Here is a 14740-nt window from a genome sequence, read left to right as displayed (position 1 = left end):
ATCTGGAACACATCCGCCGCTGGCGATGCCTCAACCTGTGTGAGAATCTGCTGATGGTAAGAGAAAAACCCGGGACCGAGAATTCCCTTCCGTTCACGGATGTCCTCTGCGGCTCCTAGTAAAGTTCCAGCCAGTTCTTCGTCGGCAGCCGCGATCGTGACGGCGAACAGGTCCTCGAGTCCGTAAGCGACGCCCTCTTCATGCCCGACAGCTGCCGACATGGCCAAACTGTTGGACAAAGTAGTCACGAGCAGTGTCGTGACCGCCTTGGAGCATGTGTGCCCACCCGAGCTGGGAAAGTGCGGCTGATCCGCTGAGCACCTCTCCACTGCTTCGACTGACGTCATTCGGACCGCTCAGCGAAGCCTGACATCCGAAACGTCATTCTCACTGGGCGAGCAGCTCCGCTCGCCGGGCGACAATCTCAAGTACTTCTGCATGCAATGCAATTGATCCGTGCCAGTCACCGTCAAGAAGAAGACTGTGATCTGCCCCCTCGAGCGTCGTCAACTGCGCCCCTGTCGTAAGAGAGGACGACGGAGCCCACATCGGGTCGGCGCCTCCACCGATCGCAAGATGCGAAGAGGCGGCTGCGGCCAGAGCGTCGTAGATCTCGAGATCGGTGAGCACGGGAGTCAGCCAGATACCGGGCACCTTCGAGTCAATGGCCCACGGTAGAGCAAAACTGCCGAACGACTTTCCTACGACCAGGCGCCTGGACGCGCCTGGTGCAGTTGCAAACGCGAGATCGACGGCTGCCTCAACGAAAGCGCGAGGATTCCGTTGTGCCTCGTCGGAGACCATCCATTCCACAGCCTCGACCCGCCAACCTTGCTGAGCGAGCAACTCGGCGGACCAGTACAGCAACGGAGCTTGAACGGTGTATCCGGTTCCCGGCAAGAGCACAGCTACCCGGGCGCTTTCACGGTCGCTCCCGGGCCAGGTCAATGATCGCATGCGTCCAAGCTACTGAATGAGGAGCGCAGCCTCCCTGAAACTTGGAAGCCGTCGGGCAAGCCACGACGCACAAGCCGGTCGCTCATGGGCCATGCTGGCGCTATGAATGTGGAAGCAGGACGGGATCATGAGCCGTGAACGAACCAAGTGAAGATGGCGAGTTTGTGTTCCGCGATGGCACGGCCAATGACGTGGAAGTGTGCCTCGCCCTGTGGGTGACTGTGTGTGCGGTTCGCGATGGGGAGGCGATAAGTGGGGTAGCCGAACGAGCTCGTCCGAAATTCGAGGACCCCGAATGCTGGATCCTCGTCGAACAACCGGCCACTGGGAGCCTCGGATTCGTACTTGCGATTAAACCAGGCAACGGTCTACCGACGGATCCACCCGATGCTCCGGTGGTTGCCTTGCTCGCTGTCGCGCCCGCTGCTCAAGGAAGTGGACTCGGCGGCATGCTCTTATCCGCCGTCGCGGTCGAGCTCGCTCGGCGCAACCATCGACGCTCCGTGCTGCACGTGCTTGCCGAAAATCACACTGCCGTGCGTCTCTATGAGAGAAAAGGATGGCGGGCTTTGGCGAGCCGTTCCAGCATTCTCTACTCAGACGGCCCACGCAGACATACGTGCTGGACCTTGACTTACTCGGTGTCCGGTAGACGGACCTCTACGGACACAGAATTTGGGCAATACCTTCAAACCTCGCAGAGTGACCGAACGTCTCACTTGGGAACCCTCAACGGGACACGGCGTTCGTGGATGATACGTGTCTACGCCTTGTGCCGATCAGATCAATGTCGGGTCCGCTTGAGTCCGCTTGCGCGCGTACGAGCGCGCGGCGCGTACCCGATCCCCGCAACGGGTTGAGCACCACTGCCTGCGTCCGTGGGTCTTCAGCAGGAACCGCGAGCACGGTTCCGCTTCGCACTGTGCCAGCAGATGAGCTTCGTCGCCGGCGAGCAGTGCTGCGGCGTCTTCGGCGATTACGGACATGGCGTGCTCGATGAGCCGGGTAGCTGGGTGTTCGAGCGAGCGGAAGAATCCATCGCCGGGCGCATAGTGAAGCAGCGAAGTGTTGGGGGCGGCGGTGAGAGCGGCGTTGATGTTGTTGAGCACTCGAGGATCGACGGTGGAACCGGAGATGCGTGCTTCGAAGGCTTTCCGGAGGTCGCTGCGGAGGCCGGTGAGCCGGTCTTGGCAGTAGGACTGGAGCACCGCCCCTTCGCTGACGAGGCCGCGCGCGATGAGCCAGGTGGTCGTCTCCTTGGGAGTGTTCAGGGCGTCGTAACTCTTCCCGCCCGGCAAATGGACTTCGCTGTTCATAAGGTCGATGCTGCTGTGCTCCAGGGCACCGGGGCTTGGCGGTAGAGGCATCTCGAACATGCCTCTCATGTTAGCAGTGCTGATTTACCGTGACATACTGCTACGCTAGAAATCACGGTAAAACACGAGTATTCCGTGAGAAATGAGGTTTGGCTTGCAATCTGCTCCAATGTCCGGTTCTGCCCCGTTTGCCCTGTCTGTACACACCGGGGGCGGCGCTGGCGTCGGTCGCTCTGCCGAAGAAGGACTCGCAGACACCATTCGCATCGCGAAGGCCGCGGATCGCTTCGGCTATCACCGCTTCTGGATGTCAGAGCACCACGCAATGCCCGCGCTGTCCGTCGCCTCGCCGCCACTGATGATTGCCCGCCTCACTGCGGATACCGAGCGTATCCGGCTCGGCGCGGGTGGGGTGATGCTGCCGAACCATGCCCCGCTGGTGATCGCGGAGCAGTTCGGGATGCTCGACGCCCTCGCCCCGGGGCGCATTGACCTCGGGCTTGGGCGGGCCCCAGGCACTGACGGCGCGACCGCCGCGGCGCTGCGTCGTGGAGCCGGGGCGAACGATGCGTTCCCGGAGCAGGTCGCCGAACTACTGGGCTTCCTCACCGATGATTTCCCGGCTGGCCACCCCTACCGCGAGGTTCACGCGGTGCCAGGCCCGTGGCAGAACGCCCGGAACCGGGTGCCGGCTCCCGCGACGCACCCGCAAGTGTGGATTCTCGGGTCGTCGACCTATTCCGCGCACCTGGCGGCCAGGCTCGGCCGCCCCTACGCGTTCGCGCTGCAGTTCGGCGACGCCGATATCACCACGGCCATGCGCATCTACCGTGAGAACTTCACCCCCTCGGAGGTGCTCGAGCGGCCCTACTCGTTAGTGAGCGTGAGCACGATGGTCGCCGAGGACGCCGCCGAGGCCAAGCGCGAAGCCTCGACTTCTGCAATGGCGATGCTGCGCATGTTCAAACGGGAACCGTACACACTTTTCTCGCCCGAGGAAGTCGCAGCTTATCCTGCGACGGCGAACGAGCAGGCGATCCTCGATATGTACACGAACCGCGCCTACGCCGGCACGGCGGAGACCGTCGCCCACCGGCTCGAAGACCTCCAGGAACAGACCGCCGTCGATGAGGTGATGGTCGTGCTCGGCACCCATTCCCGCGGCGCAGACGAGCGCACCGTCACACTCCTCGCTGAGCACTACGGGATGCCCGCGCAGCCCTGAATCCTCCCGGCATCCGCCGGAAGCCCCCCCACCACATCAACCACGGGAGAACCCATGTCAACACGCCGCCGCGCCCTGATCGTCATCGACACCCAGCAGGAGTACTTCGAAGGACTGCTGCCGATCCAATACCCCGCACGCGATGAGTCGCTCGCTCGCATCGCCCAGGCGATGGACGCAGCCGACCAGGCCGGCATTCCGGTCGTGATTGTTCAGCACGAAGCCCCCGCAGAGTTCCCGGTCTTCGCACCGGAGTCATCGACCTTCGAGCTGCACCCCGAGATTGCCAAGTACGCCGATAACGCGGCACACCGCTTCACGAAATCCTTCGCCAGCATCTTCGCCGGCACCGGCCTCGAAGAGTGGCTGCGCGAGCGCGAAATCGACACAATCACCCTCGTGGGCTACATGACGAACAACTGCGTCATCGGTTCCGCCGCCGCCGCCGAACCCCTCGGATTCACCGTCGAGGTGCTGTCGGATGCGACCGGAGCCATCGACATCGTGAACTCCGCCGGTTCTGCATCGGCAATGCAAGTGCACGAGACGATCATGGCCGTCCTGAACTCCAACTGGGCCGCGGTCGCCACGACGAGCGCCTGGGCCGAAGCCGTAAAATCCGAAAATGCTCTCGCAGGAGATAACCTCATCGAGTCAGCTGCCCGGGGGCGGGATGCCAAGTAATTCAAAGATGGCAGGAGTCGGTATGCAACCGACAACGGGACAGGTTCCGCTCCGGGGCGCGTAGCAATCTCCAATGCCGCGAAGGCACACGGTACCCAGTGCCTCCGCCATCCGGTGCCTCATCGACGGAGCTACCACGTCATCCTGGCGCATTTGGCCCTGCTTCACTGCACTGACCCCCGATCTAACCCGTTAGGCGGACGCAGGCTGCGTCGGAAGATTGCCCGCTCTGCTCCCGCGGAAGAATTCTCCCGGTCACGAGCGCCACTAGGGGTCCGGACCCTTCGGTCGCAGGTGAGGGTATGCGAGGACGCAGCATTGCAGAGCCCAGAACGGAGTCGCTGCCCTGCGCGCCCAACTTGCAAGCGTCGCCGCGATAACAACCGATGGCGGTTGGGGAACTTCAGCGAATTGATATACCCCCGGGGGTATCATAGGATCGAGGAAGTAAATACCCCCGGGGGTATTTTGTTAGTCGATGGGAGAAACGAACTTATGTGCCGAGCTGTCACCTGCAAGACCTGTGGAAAGACGACCTGGGCAGGCTGCGGCCAGCATGTTGACGATGTGATGCGCGGGGTCCCGCGGCCCGACCGCTGCCAAGGCCACGACCGCGAGCCGAGCACGGGCGGGTTCTTCTCTCGTTTGTTCTCACGCTGACCACCCCGAAACCGGATAGGAACTGCATGAGAACCCTCATTATTGGCGGCGTCGCCGGCGGAATGTCCGCGGCAACACGCCTCCGTCGCCTCGATGAGTCTGCTGAGATCGTCGTCTTCGAACGCGGCCCCTACGTCTCCTTCGCCAATTGCGGCTTGCCCTACTACGTCGGCGGGATCATCGAGGACCGGAACAGCCTCCTGCTTCAGACGCCCACGTCCCTTGCCGCGCGGTTCCGCCTCGATGTGCGTGTCAACGAGGAGGTCATCCGGATCGACCGCGGGGCGAAAACCGTGCTGGTGAGCAACGTCCTCGACGGCACGAGCACCGCTGAAAGCTACGACGTTCTGATCCTCGCCGCTGGTGCGACGACAGGACCTGCCCTTTCCGGCCATGGGGTCCCGGTGCGCACTCTTCGGACCGTCGATGACGTCGACGCCATCACTTCCGTGCTGGACGACCTTGGAACTGGTGCCCGCGCGGTCGTCGTCGGCGCCGGCTTCATTGGACTCGAGGCCGTCGAGAACCTCGTCGCCCGCGGCGTGCACGTCACCCTCGTGCAACGCGGCCCGCTGCCACTCTCTCCGCTGGACCCGGAGATGGCCAGCCCCGTTCTCGAAGCCCTCCTCGATCACGGTGTCGATGTCCGCGTTAACAGCACGGTTGCCGATGTCCGCGCAGGTCAGGTGCAGCTCGACGACGGATCCGTCATCAAGACCGACCTCATCATCGAAGCTCGCGGGGTCCGCCCAGATACGAACCTCGCGCGCTCCGCCGGAGTGACCGTCGGCGCTACCGGCGGCATTACCGTCGACGAGTATCAGCGCACCAGCGATCCTTCGATCTACGCGGTCGGCGACGCGGTCGAGAAGACGGATGCCATCGACGCGGCCGCGACGCTCGTCACAATGGCAGGTCTCGCGAACCGACACGGCAGAACCGCCGCGGATGCCATTGCCGGTATCGCCGAACCCAGCGTTCCGGCGCTGGGCACAGCGATCGTCGGGCTCTTCGGGCTTACCGTCGCCATGGTTGGCTGGAGCGAGACTCGTCTCGTGGCCTCCGGCCGCCCACACCGGGTGGTCCACACGCATCCGTCCTCACACGCGGGCTACTACCCGGGCGCCGAGCAAATGTCGATGAAGCTGCTTATCGACCCAGAAACAGAGGCCCTTCTCGGCGCCCAGATTGTCGGTGGCGCGGGCGTAGACAAACGCATCGACGTCATCGCCACAGCAATGGCTGGCGGCCTGACCGCCTCACAGCTGTCGAGACTCGAGCTTGCCTACGCCCCGCAGTTCGGCTCGGCAAAGGACGCCGTCAACATGGCCGGTTACGTCGCCGATAACCTGGCCACAGGAGCGACGCGGAGCATTCAGTGGCACGAGCTTGATGACGCCATGGGTGCCGGTGCGACACTTATTGACGTACGCTCGGTCGATGAATTCAGTCGCGGCGCGCTACCCGGTGCCGTGTCCCTGCCGCTCGATGAGATCCGCACCCGGGTCTCGGAACTGCCGGACGGACCACTGGTTGTTCACTGCCAGGTCGGACAACGCGGCCACACCGCAGCACGACTGCTCACCCAGCTCGGCCGAGATGTGCGCAACCTCGACGGCGGATACCGCACCTGGCTCGCCGGGATGTCTGCGACCGGCACCACTGCCGCCACCAATCCATCTCTCGCACACGTCTAAGGAGCCCCCATGTCGGCACCAACCGAAGCCCCCACCGAAACCGCCGTAGACACCCAAAAGAAAATCCTGAACCGCTTGCGCCGCGCCCAAGGCCAGCTGACGTCAGTGATCACCGCCGTTGAAGCGGGTGCCGAGTGTCGCGACGTGGTTACCCAACTTGCCGCCGTATCAAAAGCACTCGATCGCGCGGGCTTCACAATCGTCTCATCGGCGATGAAGGACTGCATTAGCTCGCCTGGCGACACGACCGACTCCATCACGGTAGACGAGCTGGAGAAGCTCTTCCTCACTCTCGCTTGAGCCCTCGGCGCTCGGCGCTCGAAACAGGCCTGACACACCCAGAAAGGACCCCATGGCCACCATCGATCTGACAACCACTTCCTTCAACTCAGCCGTCGAAGACAACGACATCCTCTTCGTCGACTTCTGGGCAGCCTGGTGCGGACCATGCCGCGCGTTCGCACCGACATTCCAGGCGGCATCCGAAGCTCACCCGGACATCGTCTTTGGCAAGGTCGACACCGAGGCCGAGCAAGAGCTCTCCGCTGCCGCCGGCATCACGTCGATTCCCACCCTGATGGTATTCCGAGACCAGATCCTCGTGTTCTCCCAGCCAGGGGCATTGGCCCCACCCCAGCTCGACCAACTCATCACCGCGGTGAAAAGCCTCGACATGGACATCGTCCGCAAGTCCATCGCAGAGAGTGACGCTCCGGCACCGTGAAGCAGCCATTCGTCTGATCTCGACGGGTTGGCTTTTCCTCCAAGCTCCCGCGTCCGTATCCGCGTACGATGACCCCGCTGGGTCGATTTCCGCCCTAATGCCGGGCCTCTACGGACACAGAATTGCGGCCACACCTCTGAACTTCGCGAACCCGTCGCGACGTGTCACCTGGGAACGTCTAAAGAATCAAGCGTCGAAGTACTCGTCCCACACTGCCTTGGCATAAAAGTCCTGCGCGAGAAACTTCAGGCCCAGCCGACTGACCTGTGACGCAAACTCGTTCGAGCTCAGCTCGCCAAAATACTGGTAGCGATGGAAGGAGTGCCAGCGAAGTTTCAGTAGGACTATGTCCCAAATTGAGGTTGCAGGGTCGTACTCCACCCATGCATATCCTCGTCCGAGGTCAGGGTGCTGCATCACTCCGATAAGGGGCACGTCCATGGCAATGTCGCGTGCGTGGGGAGCCTTCTGAGCTGCTCGGCTTCGACTCTCTGCCCAGGTCAGCCGAACGACTGGCTCGCCGTCACCTCGTCGAAGGTATGTGAGAACGAGAGCACCCAGAATCACACTTCCGACCACCAACGCGTGCACCCACGCCTGGAACGCTAAGGCGCATACAAACCCCGCCCCTGACAAGATCCACGCGAACGCACCCGGCCTGTAGGGACCCATCTCGCGCAACCAGTTCACCGCGAGACCTGCCAATCACTCATGCCAGCCGTGGGCCCGACTGAGCTCGCCGGGCCAAGTGCGAGCCACCGTGACCATGCGGTGCCCCCTTGACCCATCACTACTTCCTGCTCCAACACGCGGGTGAACATGTGTCAGGTAGACCGCACTCAACTATCGCAATAATGTCCGAGGTCTTGGGGCGAATTCAAGCGAGACAGTGCCCCCTCTACGGGGAGGCTATACGGGCGGCCTGAACCGGTGGGGTGCGCGCGAGGTCCCGCGTTTGAGTTCGAACGACTGAGAAGATCAAGTATGAAGTTGAAATCTTGGCGCGGATCCTGGTGGTTGCCGGACACCCCCCACGATTCCTCGCCCGGTCAGCTCATCGTGGAGGATGACGGGCGCTGTCGGCTGGAAATCGTGGGCTCGTTGGACTTGGAGCGTGCGGCGGCCGAACAGCCACCTGAATGGCAGTCCGGGGTCACGAGCGACCGTGTCGCGGTGATCCACGGGATTGCTCGAGGCAAGCCCATCACGTTGCTCGAGTGTTTCACATCTTCAAGCGACGGATTCTCCGCTGCTTCACGCTCGTATCAGGACATCCACGTTCACGAGGCCTTAGTCGGTGCCCATATCACGTACGACGAGGCCGCCTTCGAATCGGCCATCGTCGAGATCGAGAATCTGACGAGCTGGTTGGCGTATCCGGATCTGGTCCATCGTGCTAGGGACGGAGACGATGAACGCGCGACCTACCGTCGCCCACCCGATCTTTCATGCATGGTGGACGGTTGGACGATCATGGCGCGAGGCCTCACTCAGCCGTTCAACGCGACACATAAGCGTTCACGACTTTCAGTGGAGGGAGAAGTGTCGACCTATCTGCTCCTCACCCCGCCTGAACCTCGGCCAGCCCGCGATTTCCACAGCCTAATTCACGAGCTGACTGACCTCATCACCCTCGCCGCCAACGAGGCATCGGGTCAGATTCAGCTGACGTTAATTCATCGTGTGCCAACGGCAATGCCGCAGCAAGACGGCACTTCAATTGAGCTCTCCACACGCGTTGAGTCTTTCGGGGCGCGAATCCACACTGCCGGGCCAGATTCGCCAGCTACTGCGGATTGGCGATTCCTCTTCACATGCCGAGATCGTCCGATGGAAGACCTGGTGCCGGAGTGGCTTCGGATTAGAAGACGTGCCCCAGAAGCATGCAACGTCTACTTCGGCTTGCGCTACACGCGTCCTACATACACCGAAATACGTCTCCTACTCATGGCGATCACCACAGAAGCGCTTCACAAGGCTCTCGTCAACCAGACCGCGCTTTCCGATAACGACATTGAGGAGTTGAGAGCCCCGGCAGGCGACGGAGCTCGAGCCGAAAGCATGATCACCGAGAAGCTCCGGAGGACGCCAACATTTCGGGAGAGAGCGATTGAGCTGGCGGCCAAGCCAGACGCTCGCGCGGTCAGCCGGATCACCCCGGACGTCGGTGAGTGGGCCGTTCGCCTCAAGGATGCACGAAACAATCTGGCCCACACTGGAAACGAGACCAGCGACGATGACATCTTCCAGCTTGAGTGGGTTACGTCCTCGATAATCGCGCTTGCCCTTATGGCCGAGCTCGGGCTTTCCCCCGATGTGCAACAGCGCGCGGCGCGGGACATACTGAGCCCGCCCCGTTGACACGAGACTTGCCGCAGGCCAAGGGTGCCATTGTGGCCCTTTCCCGGCTCGATCCAGAACCCCGTGGCGGTGTTCGAGCACCGGTACCGTCCACCAAGGACGCTTCACGAAACTCTCCACGGACCCCTCTACGGCGCCCTCTACGGGAACCCTCAACGGGAACCTCAAACACGCCAGCGCGGGGCTCTGAACATTCAGGACTGCGTACTCGGGCTCCATCGTCGAGTCGCGGCGCGCGGCGAGTTCGTTCAGGTCGACAAGGTGCTCTCAGGGGTCACATCCTGCCGCGTCGGGTGGTCAGAGGCCGTGCGGGTTGGCGGGCAGCCAGTCCGCATGGCGATCCCGCAGGATGTCCCGCGTCGTGTGGTCTGGCGCGATCACGTCACCTCCGCCGTCGTACGGGTGGTAGAGCCAGTCGCCGCCCGGCGGACAGATGACGACGTCACTCGTGCCGTCGTCCGCCACCAGCATCAGAAGCGAGCGAAGTTCCTCGGCATCGAGCGCCGTGCTGCCGACGTACAGGTGAGTCCAAACCGGGTAGTCAGGGTCGCTGAGGTCATATGCCACCGACTGCCAGTAGTGTCCTTCGGGAAAGGCGGACTGCAGGTCCGAATCGCGCTCTGCCTGCTCCGGAGATTCAGACCAAGCCACGGTGATGAGGCGGAGATCGTCGGGCGGCGTAAATGCCGATGAACTCAGTTCCCTCAGCAGTGTGAAATGGCGAGTCAGCAACTCCTCGTATTCGACTTCGCTTTCGGCGTACCGTTTGGACTCCGGAAGGCTGTGGAACCTCACCCATGTCTCGTGAGCCGACGACCGCAGTTCATGGCCGATGGGTCGACAATCCGGCCAGCGAGTTCGCCATGCGGCGTCGAACGCGGAGAGGTCAAGCGGGCTGTTCATGCCGTGACTGTGGCACAGGGCATCGGCTCGACACACGAGGTCGTCAGTACCCGGAGCCAGGTCGCTTCGGGTCCTCGCACGCTGTCCAGCGCCTGCTTGAATCTTGTCCAGATAGCATCTGGGTTGGCTTCGGGCATGACTGCGAGGTGCGGGAAGATGAACGGCATCGTCGACGCGCGTTCGGCCTGCTCCCTCGTGTTCGGTTCGAGGATGGATGCCCAGTTGTAGACCTTGTTCGTGATCCTGCTCACTGTCATGCAATGTTCTCCTGTTCGGTGTTCAGCTTGTCATTGATTTCCTCGGCCAGTTCCGTGAACGCGTGGAATCCCTGCCAGACGATGGGACAAGCTCGGCACAGTGCTGCGTGCCCGGATGCCCGGACGCCCTGCGGGAAAGCTCAATCGACTAAGGACTAGTGAATGGGACACCGAGCGCACGCGCGATCTGAGGTACCACCGCTTCTGCCACGGTGTTCGTCATCGCCGTCGCTGGAAAGTAGCGGTCTCGATCATTGCTTTCGACGCCGAGCACCTTGACGTATCTGCCCATGACATCCCCGTCTCCCCAGTTGTTTAGGTATCCCGAGTAGTGGTGGAGAAGGATCTCATCGATCAGATCGCAGTCAATATCGTAATTGCGCCACCAGCTCACGATCTTCAGTGTCGACCCGTCAATCTTGACGCCAATCATTGGGGCGCGCACGGCAAGGAGCACTCCCGGAAGTAGCCATGGAACTGTGAGCAATTGGACCAGCTCGATCGGCTCTCCGCCCGCTCCTATAAAACCGAGAGGGAGAAGAAGGACCCAGCCGATGCCAATGATGAGGCCGGTTACGCGAGATACTCGGCCCACTGCTCGAACCGATACCGATGGAGTCAATGCTCGCCCACCTGCCGGGATCACTGATGGCTCACCTCCCTTCACCATGCGAGGAACGGGAACGGGCTCGTCGGGCAGCGATTCGGGACCCGTCTCGACGATCGCGGCGGAAATCCTCCCGGTCGGAGGTCCGGGGCGGTTCTGGCGAGCACTCGAACGGATTCCGGTCATGCGGTCCGCTCCCGGGCATACCCATGCTCCCCCTTGCTGCCACTTCGACCCCGTCATGTCTATCGGAGGGCGGATCCCGCCCCCACACCCAGAACGGGGAGACGCCGTCACGCTCCGATAGCCGGACGGCTACGGAGACAAAATTGCTGCCGCATTTCTGAACTTCGCGAAGTATCCGCCACGTGTCACATTGGAACCCTCAACGGGCGGGGTCGCTTTCAGCGCCAAGCAACCGCCGCGTCAGGTCGTCCCTGGCGGAGAGCAGCGTTTCCAGCGCGGCGGCCAGGTCGCCGTCCGTTGGTGGCCGGCTCTGCTCGGCAGCTAGTAGGACGGTGCGGCGCATCAGTTCTTTCGCGAAGGCACCGGTGGCGCTGTCGGCGCGCGAGGCGGCGTCGGCGATAGCCTGCCGCGACAAGGCGATACCGTCCGCGTACAGCGTGAATAGGCGGAGCCGGTCGGCGGCGTCGGGCAGGGGAATCTCGACGGCGAGGTCAATGCGGCCAGGACGGTCTGCAAGGGCGTGCTCGAGCACCTCGACTCTGTTCGTTGTCAGGACGAACGCGACGTCGGCGTCACCGTCGAGCCCGTCGAGGGCGTCGAGCATCGCAAACAACAACGGCTGTGGTCCGACAGAAAGGCTCCGATCGGCGGCGATCAGGTCAACGTCCTCAAGTACGACGATCGCGGGTTGCATGGCGCGGGCAAGCTCGGCGGCTTGGGTGACGAAACGGATGCTGTCGCCCGCCAGCACAACAGCGGTTATCCCCGGCGTCTCGCTCAGCAGGTGCCGCACGGTCAGGGTCTTGCCCGACCCTGGAGGGCCGTACAGCAGCACCCCGCGCTTCAGATGCCTGCCGGCCGCGCGCAACGCATCCCGATGCGTCCCGATGCCGACGACATGACGTGCCAGGTCGTCCAGTACCCCCGGAGGAAGAATCACCTCGTGGCTCGGGACATGGGGACGCGGCAGGAAGTCAACGCCCGCCGCGCTGGGACCGAACTCGTTGCCAGTGAAGGAGAGCACTTGGCCGCGAAGTACGCTCCGTTCCAGCATGAGACGGCGCAGCGCGTTCAGCAGCGCTGCGGATCCTGCTTCATCGACGGCGAGGATCTCGAGCCGCGCAGATCCACGCCCGAACTCGGGCCGGGCACCGCGCTGCAACACGGCAACCCGGTGCCCGTCGACGGACAGCAGGCGCACCCCGAACGACACCACCCGACGCTCGGTTTCCGGCCCTGTGGAAGCCGAAACATAGTCAACCGGGCCCGGCGCGAAACGTACAAAAGGACTACTCATCAGTTCCTGAAAGGAGGAATGTTCGCGCTGCTGACCGCCGGTGACCCCAAACACCGGAGAAGCGGATACTGCGTTGAGCTCGTCAAGGGCGATGTCAGCGTCGACGAGCCGATGCTCGGGAAGATCTTCGGTAACCATAGGAAGGAGTGCGACATCCGTTTGAAGAAAATCCTGCACCACCTCACCCAAGGGAGTCCGTGTGTCGACCTGCGGGCGGGGAGTCAAGATCAGTTCATCCATGAACTGGCGGAATGTTTCCACGAAGGCTGCCTGCTGATTGTTCACGTGTTCCCCGCATCGCCGATAGTGACTGGATGCCGCTCAGGCTACCGGCTCGCACCACTGTGGCGAGGAACCACACGAGAGGTAAACCTCTGCGGGAACCCTCAGCGGGAACCCTTAGCGGGAACAGCGTCAGGGTGGCGCTGTGATGATCAGACGATTCTGCTCCTGGGCCACGTCGCAAGGCGGACCCCAAGATCGGCAACACCCCACCGAAGTGCGACGGTACGGGTCTCATACCGTCGCACTTTTCTCAGGCTACTTCGGCCGGTTCGTTCATTACGTCAGGACGGAGGACACCCCAGGCGACGACGGCCTGGTTGAACTTCTTCAACTCCTGACGGCGGCCTTGCGGTGCCATTGCACCGATCGCGAAGCTGTCCGGCAGTTCGGTGTGCCAGATGGACGTTTCGGTGACTGGGCCTCCCATGTAGTCGTTCAGTTCCACGAAATAGTCGGTTATTGCTTCGTCGGTGAACGCATGATGCTTTTTCAGGTCGTGGTACGCGCCGGCGAGGACACGAAGTGTCAGCACGGAACCGAGGAGACTCGTTGCCCGGAGGTCCGCCGGAGTGCGTGTCCCGTCCATGACGTTTCGTAGGTCAGGGAACGCTTCGGTGAGGATGTCGAGGAATGTGAGGGCGTGCCGGCTGACGTCCGCTTCCTTCAACTCGTTTTCCATGCGTTTGCTGACTCGACCGTCCAGCCCCATTTCGACGGACCGGATGATCTCGACGACGCGTTTCGCACCGAGCAGGTGGGTGGAGGAACGGCCGATGCGGTCCGATTCGGGGTCGACCCGGTTCACGAGGAGCGGATGTCAGACCGACCGCAGCCAGATACGTCACAACCGTGACATGCTCTCCCGGGTAGCGCCAGAAAAAGCGATCGTCTGGGTATGACAAGGCGAGAAAACCCGCTGACAGATAGAGGGCCGAAATCACGCCGGCGATTCCGATTGCGCCAAGGAGAAGGTGTAACGGCTTCTGCGGTCGACCGATCGCGCCCAACAGGGCGAGCAGGCAGAGGAATCCGAGAGTCGTCGATGAGGGTCCGAAAGGGAGGGCTCCTGTGGCGCTGGATAACAACGGGATTAGCGCAGCCGTCAACGCCGATCCAAGCAGGGCGATTCTCGACGCAGCGCTCTGACCTATCAACGCGAGACCCAGCGCAATCATCCATACAGCCCACAGCAGGACGCCGAGGTGCCCGGACTCCACCACTGGTCCAGCATTGCTTGGATGTCCGGGCGGGGGCGGACGGGGCAGACACCTGGCCTTGGAAGGTAGAAGCACGCCCCCCCCTGTTGCCTCATGTCAATACCTCCGGGAAGGTCGATACGTTGCCTCAGATGAGAACCTTCGCGGAGATCAGCGGTTGAATGCTAGGTTGATGGCTGGTTTCTCGACGGCCGGTTTCTTGGCGAGGGTGAGAGTCTCAAGCTGGCCGGTGAGGTCGAGGATCTGCCTCGACAGGGCAGCGGGCTTGATCCGTTTGAACTCCGCGTTCATCTGAATGATCGGCCGTTTGCGCATGTCTTCGCGGCTTATCGCCCGCTGGTGCGGGGTCGTCGCGGTGTCATAG

At 62.4% G+C, this 14740-nt stretch carries 16 protein-coding genes and 1 pseudogene; 7 read left to right on the top strand and 10 right to left on the bottom strand.

What is annotated here, in order from left to right:
* On the bottom strand, positions 1–221 hold a 221-nt coding region (locus tag ACLQ62_RS14445), incomplete at its 3' end, for a hypothetical protein (protein WP_411722329.1).
* 166 nt (positions 222–387) lie between these two features.
* The gene (locus tag ACLQ62_RS14440) at positions 388–957 is read right to left on the bottom strand and encodes a hypothetical protein (RefSeq protein WP_411722328.1); all 570 of its coding nucleotides are present in this window, start codon (positions 955–957) and stop codon (positions 388–390) included.
* Positions 958–1091: 134 nt separating this feature from the next.
* On the opposite strand from ACLQ62_RS14440, the gene ACLQ62_RS14435 reads away from it, so the two are divergent.
* Entirely contained in the window at positions 1092–1817 is a 726-nt protein-coding gene (locus ACLQ62_RS14435) for an N-acetyltransferase family protein (protein WP_411722327.1), read from the top strand.
* On the opposite strand, the gene ACLQ62_RS14430 is transcribed toward ACLQ62_RS14435, so the two are convergent.
* Positions 1737–2333 carry a CGNR zinc finger domain-containing protein gene (locus ACLQ62_RS14430; protein ID WP_411722326.1) on the bottom strand — a complete coding sequence of 199 codons (597 nt, stop codon included), beginning with the start codon at positions 2331–2333 and terminating at the stop codon, positions 1737–1739. The genes ACLQ62_RS14435 and ACLQ62_RS14430 overlap by 81 nt on opposite strands.
* Positions 2334–2442: 109 nt before the next feature.
* On the opposite strand from ACLQ62_RS14430, the gene ACLQ62_RS14425 reads away from it, so the two are divergent.
* The 5 genes from ACLQ62_RS14425 to ACLQ62_RS14405 all read left to right on the top strand — a co-directional run bounded on the left by ACLQ62_RS14425 (position 2443) and on the right by ACLQ62_RS14405 (position 7263).
* Positions 2443–3498, top strand: coding sequence for an LLM class flavin-dependent oxidoreductase (locus ACLQ62_RS14425; protein WP_411722325.1), 1056 nt, complete (start codon positions 2443–2445; stop codon positions 3496–3498).
* Positions 3499–3552: 54 nt separating this feature from the next.
* Entirely contained in the window at positions 3553–4182 is a 630-nt protein-coding gene (locus ACLQ62_RS14420) for an isochorismatase family protein (RefSeq protein WP_411722324.1), read from the top strand.
* Between the two features lie 686 nt (positions 4183–4868).
* Positions 4869–6539 carry an FAD-dependent oxidoreductase gene (locus ACLQ62_RS14415; protein WP_411722323.1) on the top strand — a complete coding sequence of 557 codons (1671 nt, stop codon included), beginning with the start codon at positions 4869–4871 and terminating at the stop codon, positions 6537–6539.
* A gap of 9 nt (positions 6540–6548) precedes the next feature.
* Positions 6549–6839, top strand: a complete 291-nt coding sequence (locus tag ACLQ62_RS14410) for a metal-sensitive transcriptional regulator (RefSeq protein ID WP_411722322.1) — start codon at positions 6549–6551, stop codon at positions 6837–6839.
* Positions 6840–6891: 52 nt separating this feature from the next.
* Complete coding sequence (locus tag ACLQ62_RS14405) at positions 6892–7263, top strand: thioredoxin family protein (RefSeq protein WP_411722321.1); 372 nt, start codon at positions 6892–6894, stop codon at positions 7261–7263.
* A 186-nt stretch (positions 7264–7449) separates the two neighbouring features.
* Here ACLQ62_RS14405 and ACLQ62_RS14400 read toward each other — a convergent pair whose 3' ends face one another.
* Positions 7450–7644, bottom strand: a complete 195-nt coding sequence (locus tag ACLQ62_RS14400) for a hypothetical protein (protein WP_411722320.1) — start codon at positions 7642–7644, stop codon at positions 7450–7452.
* A 603-nt stretch (positions 7645–8247) separates the two neighbouring features.
* On the opposite strand from ACLQ62_RS14400, the gene ACLQ62_RS14395 reads away from it, so the two are divergent.
* Entirely contained in the window at positions 8248–9624 is a 1377-nt protein-coding gene (locus tag ACLQ62_RS14395) for a HEPN domain-containing protein (protein ID WP_411722319.1), read from the top strand.
* Between the two features lie 297 nt (positions 9625–9921).
* Here the strand turns inward: ACLQ62_RS14395 and ACLQ62_RS14390 are convergent, their stop codons facing one another.
* From ACLQ62_RS14390 to ACLQ62_RS14365, 6 genes and pseudogenes are all read right to left on the bottom strand, one after another.
* Entirely contained in the window at positions 9922–10527 is a 606-nt protein-coding gene (locus ACLQ62_RS14390; protein ID WP_411722318.1) for a hypothetical protein, read from the bottom strand.
* Positions 10524–10784 carry a hypothetical protein gene (locus ACLQ62_RS14385; protein WP_411722317.1) on the bottom strand — a complete coding sequence of 87 codons (261 nt, stop codon included), beginning with the start codon at positions 10782–10784 and terminating at the stop codon, positions 10524–10526. Before ACLQ62_RS14385 ends, ACLQ62_RS14390 begins: the two co-directional genes overlap by 4 nt.
* A gap of 148 nt (positions 10785–10932) precedes the next feature.
* Entirely contained in the window at positions 10933–11577 is a 645-nt protein-coding gene (locus tag ACLQ62_RS14380) for a hypothetical protein (RefSeq protein WP_411722316.1), read from the bottom strand.
* A 199-nt stretch (positions 11578–11776) separates the two neighbouring features.
* Positions 11777–13012: an AAA family ATPase gene (locus ACLQ62_RS14375; protein ID WP_411722315.1), complete on the bottom strand. Its 1236-nt coding sequence runs from the start codon at positions 13010–13012 to the stop codon at positions 11777–11779.
* A gap of 397 nt (positions 13013–13409) precedes the next feature.
* Positions 13410–13964 (bottom strand): hypothetical protein, encoded by a 555-nt coding sequence (locus ACLQ62_RS14370; protein ID WP_411722314.1) that lies wholly within the window; start codon positions 13962–13964, stop codon positions 13410–13412.
* Between the two features lie 562 nt (positions 13965–14526).
* Positions 14527–14740 (bottom strand): annotated as a pseudogene (locus tag ACLQ62_RS14365) (hypothetical protein); the annotation flags it as partial.

Origin of the sequence: Mycetocola sp. (genome assembly GCF_046716805.1) — a bacterium.
GTDB lineage: Bacteria > Actinomycetota > Actinomycetes > Actinomycetales > Microbacteriaceae > Mycetocola_A.
The sequence above is the reverse complement of the archived record's forward strand: the minus strand, read 5'-3'. Positions and strand labels throughout refer to the sequence as shown.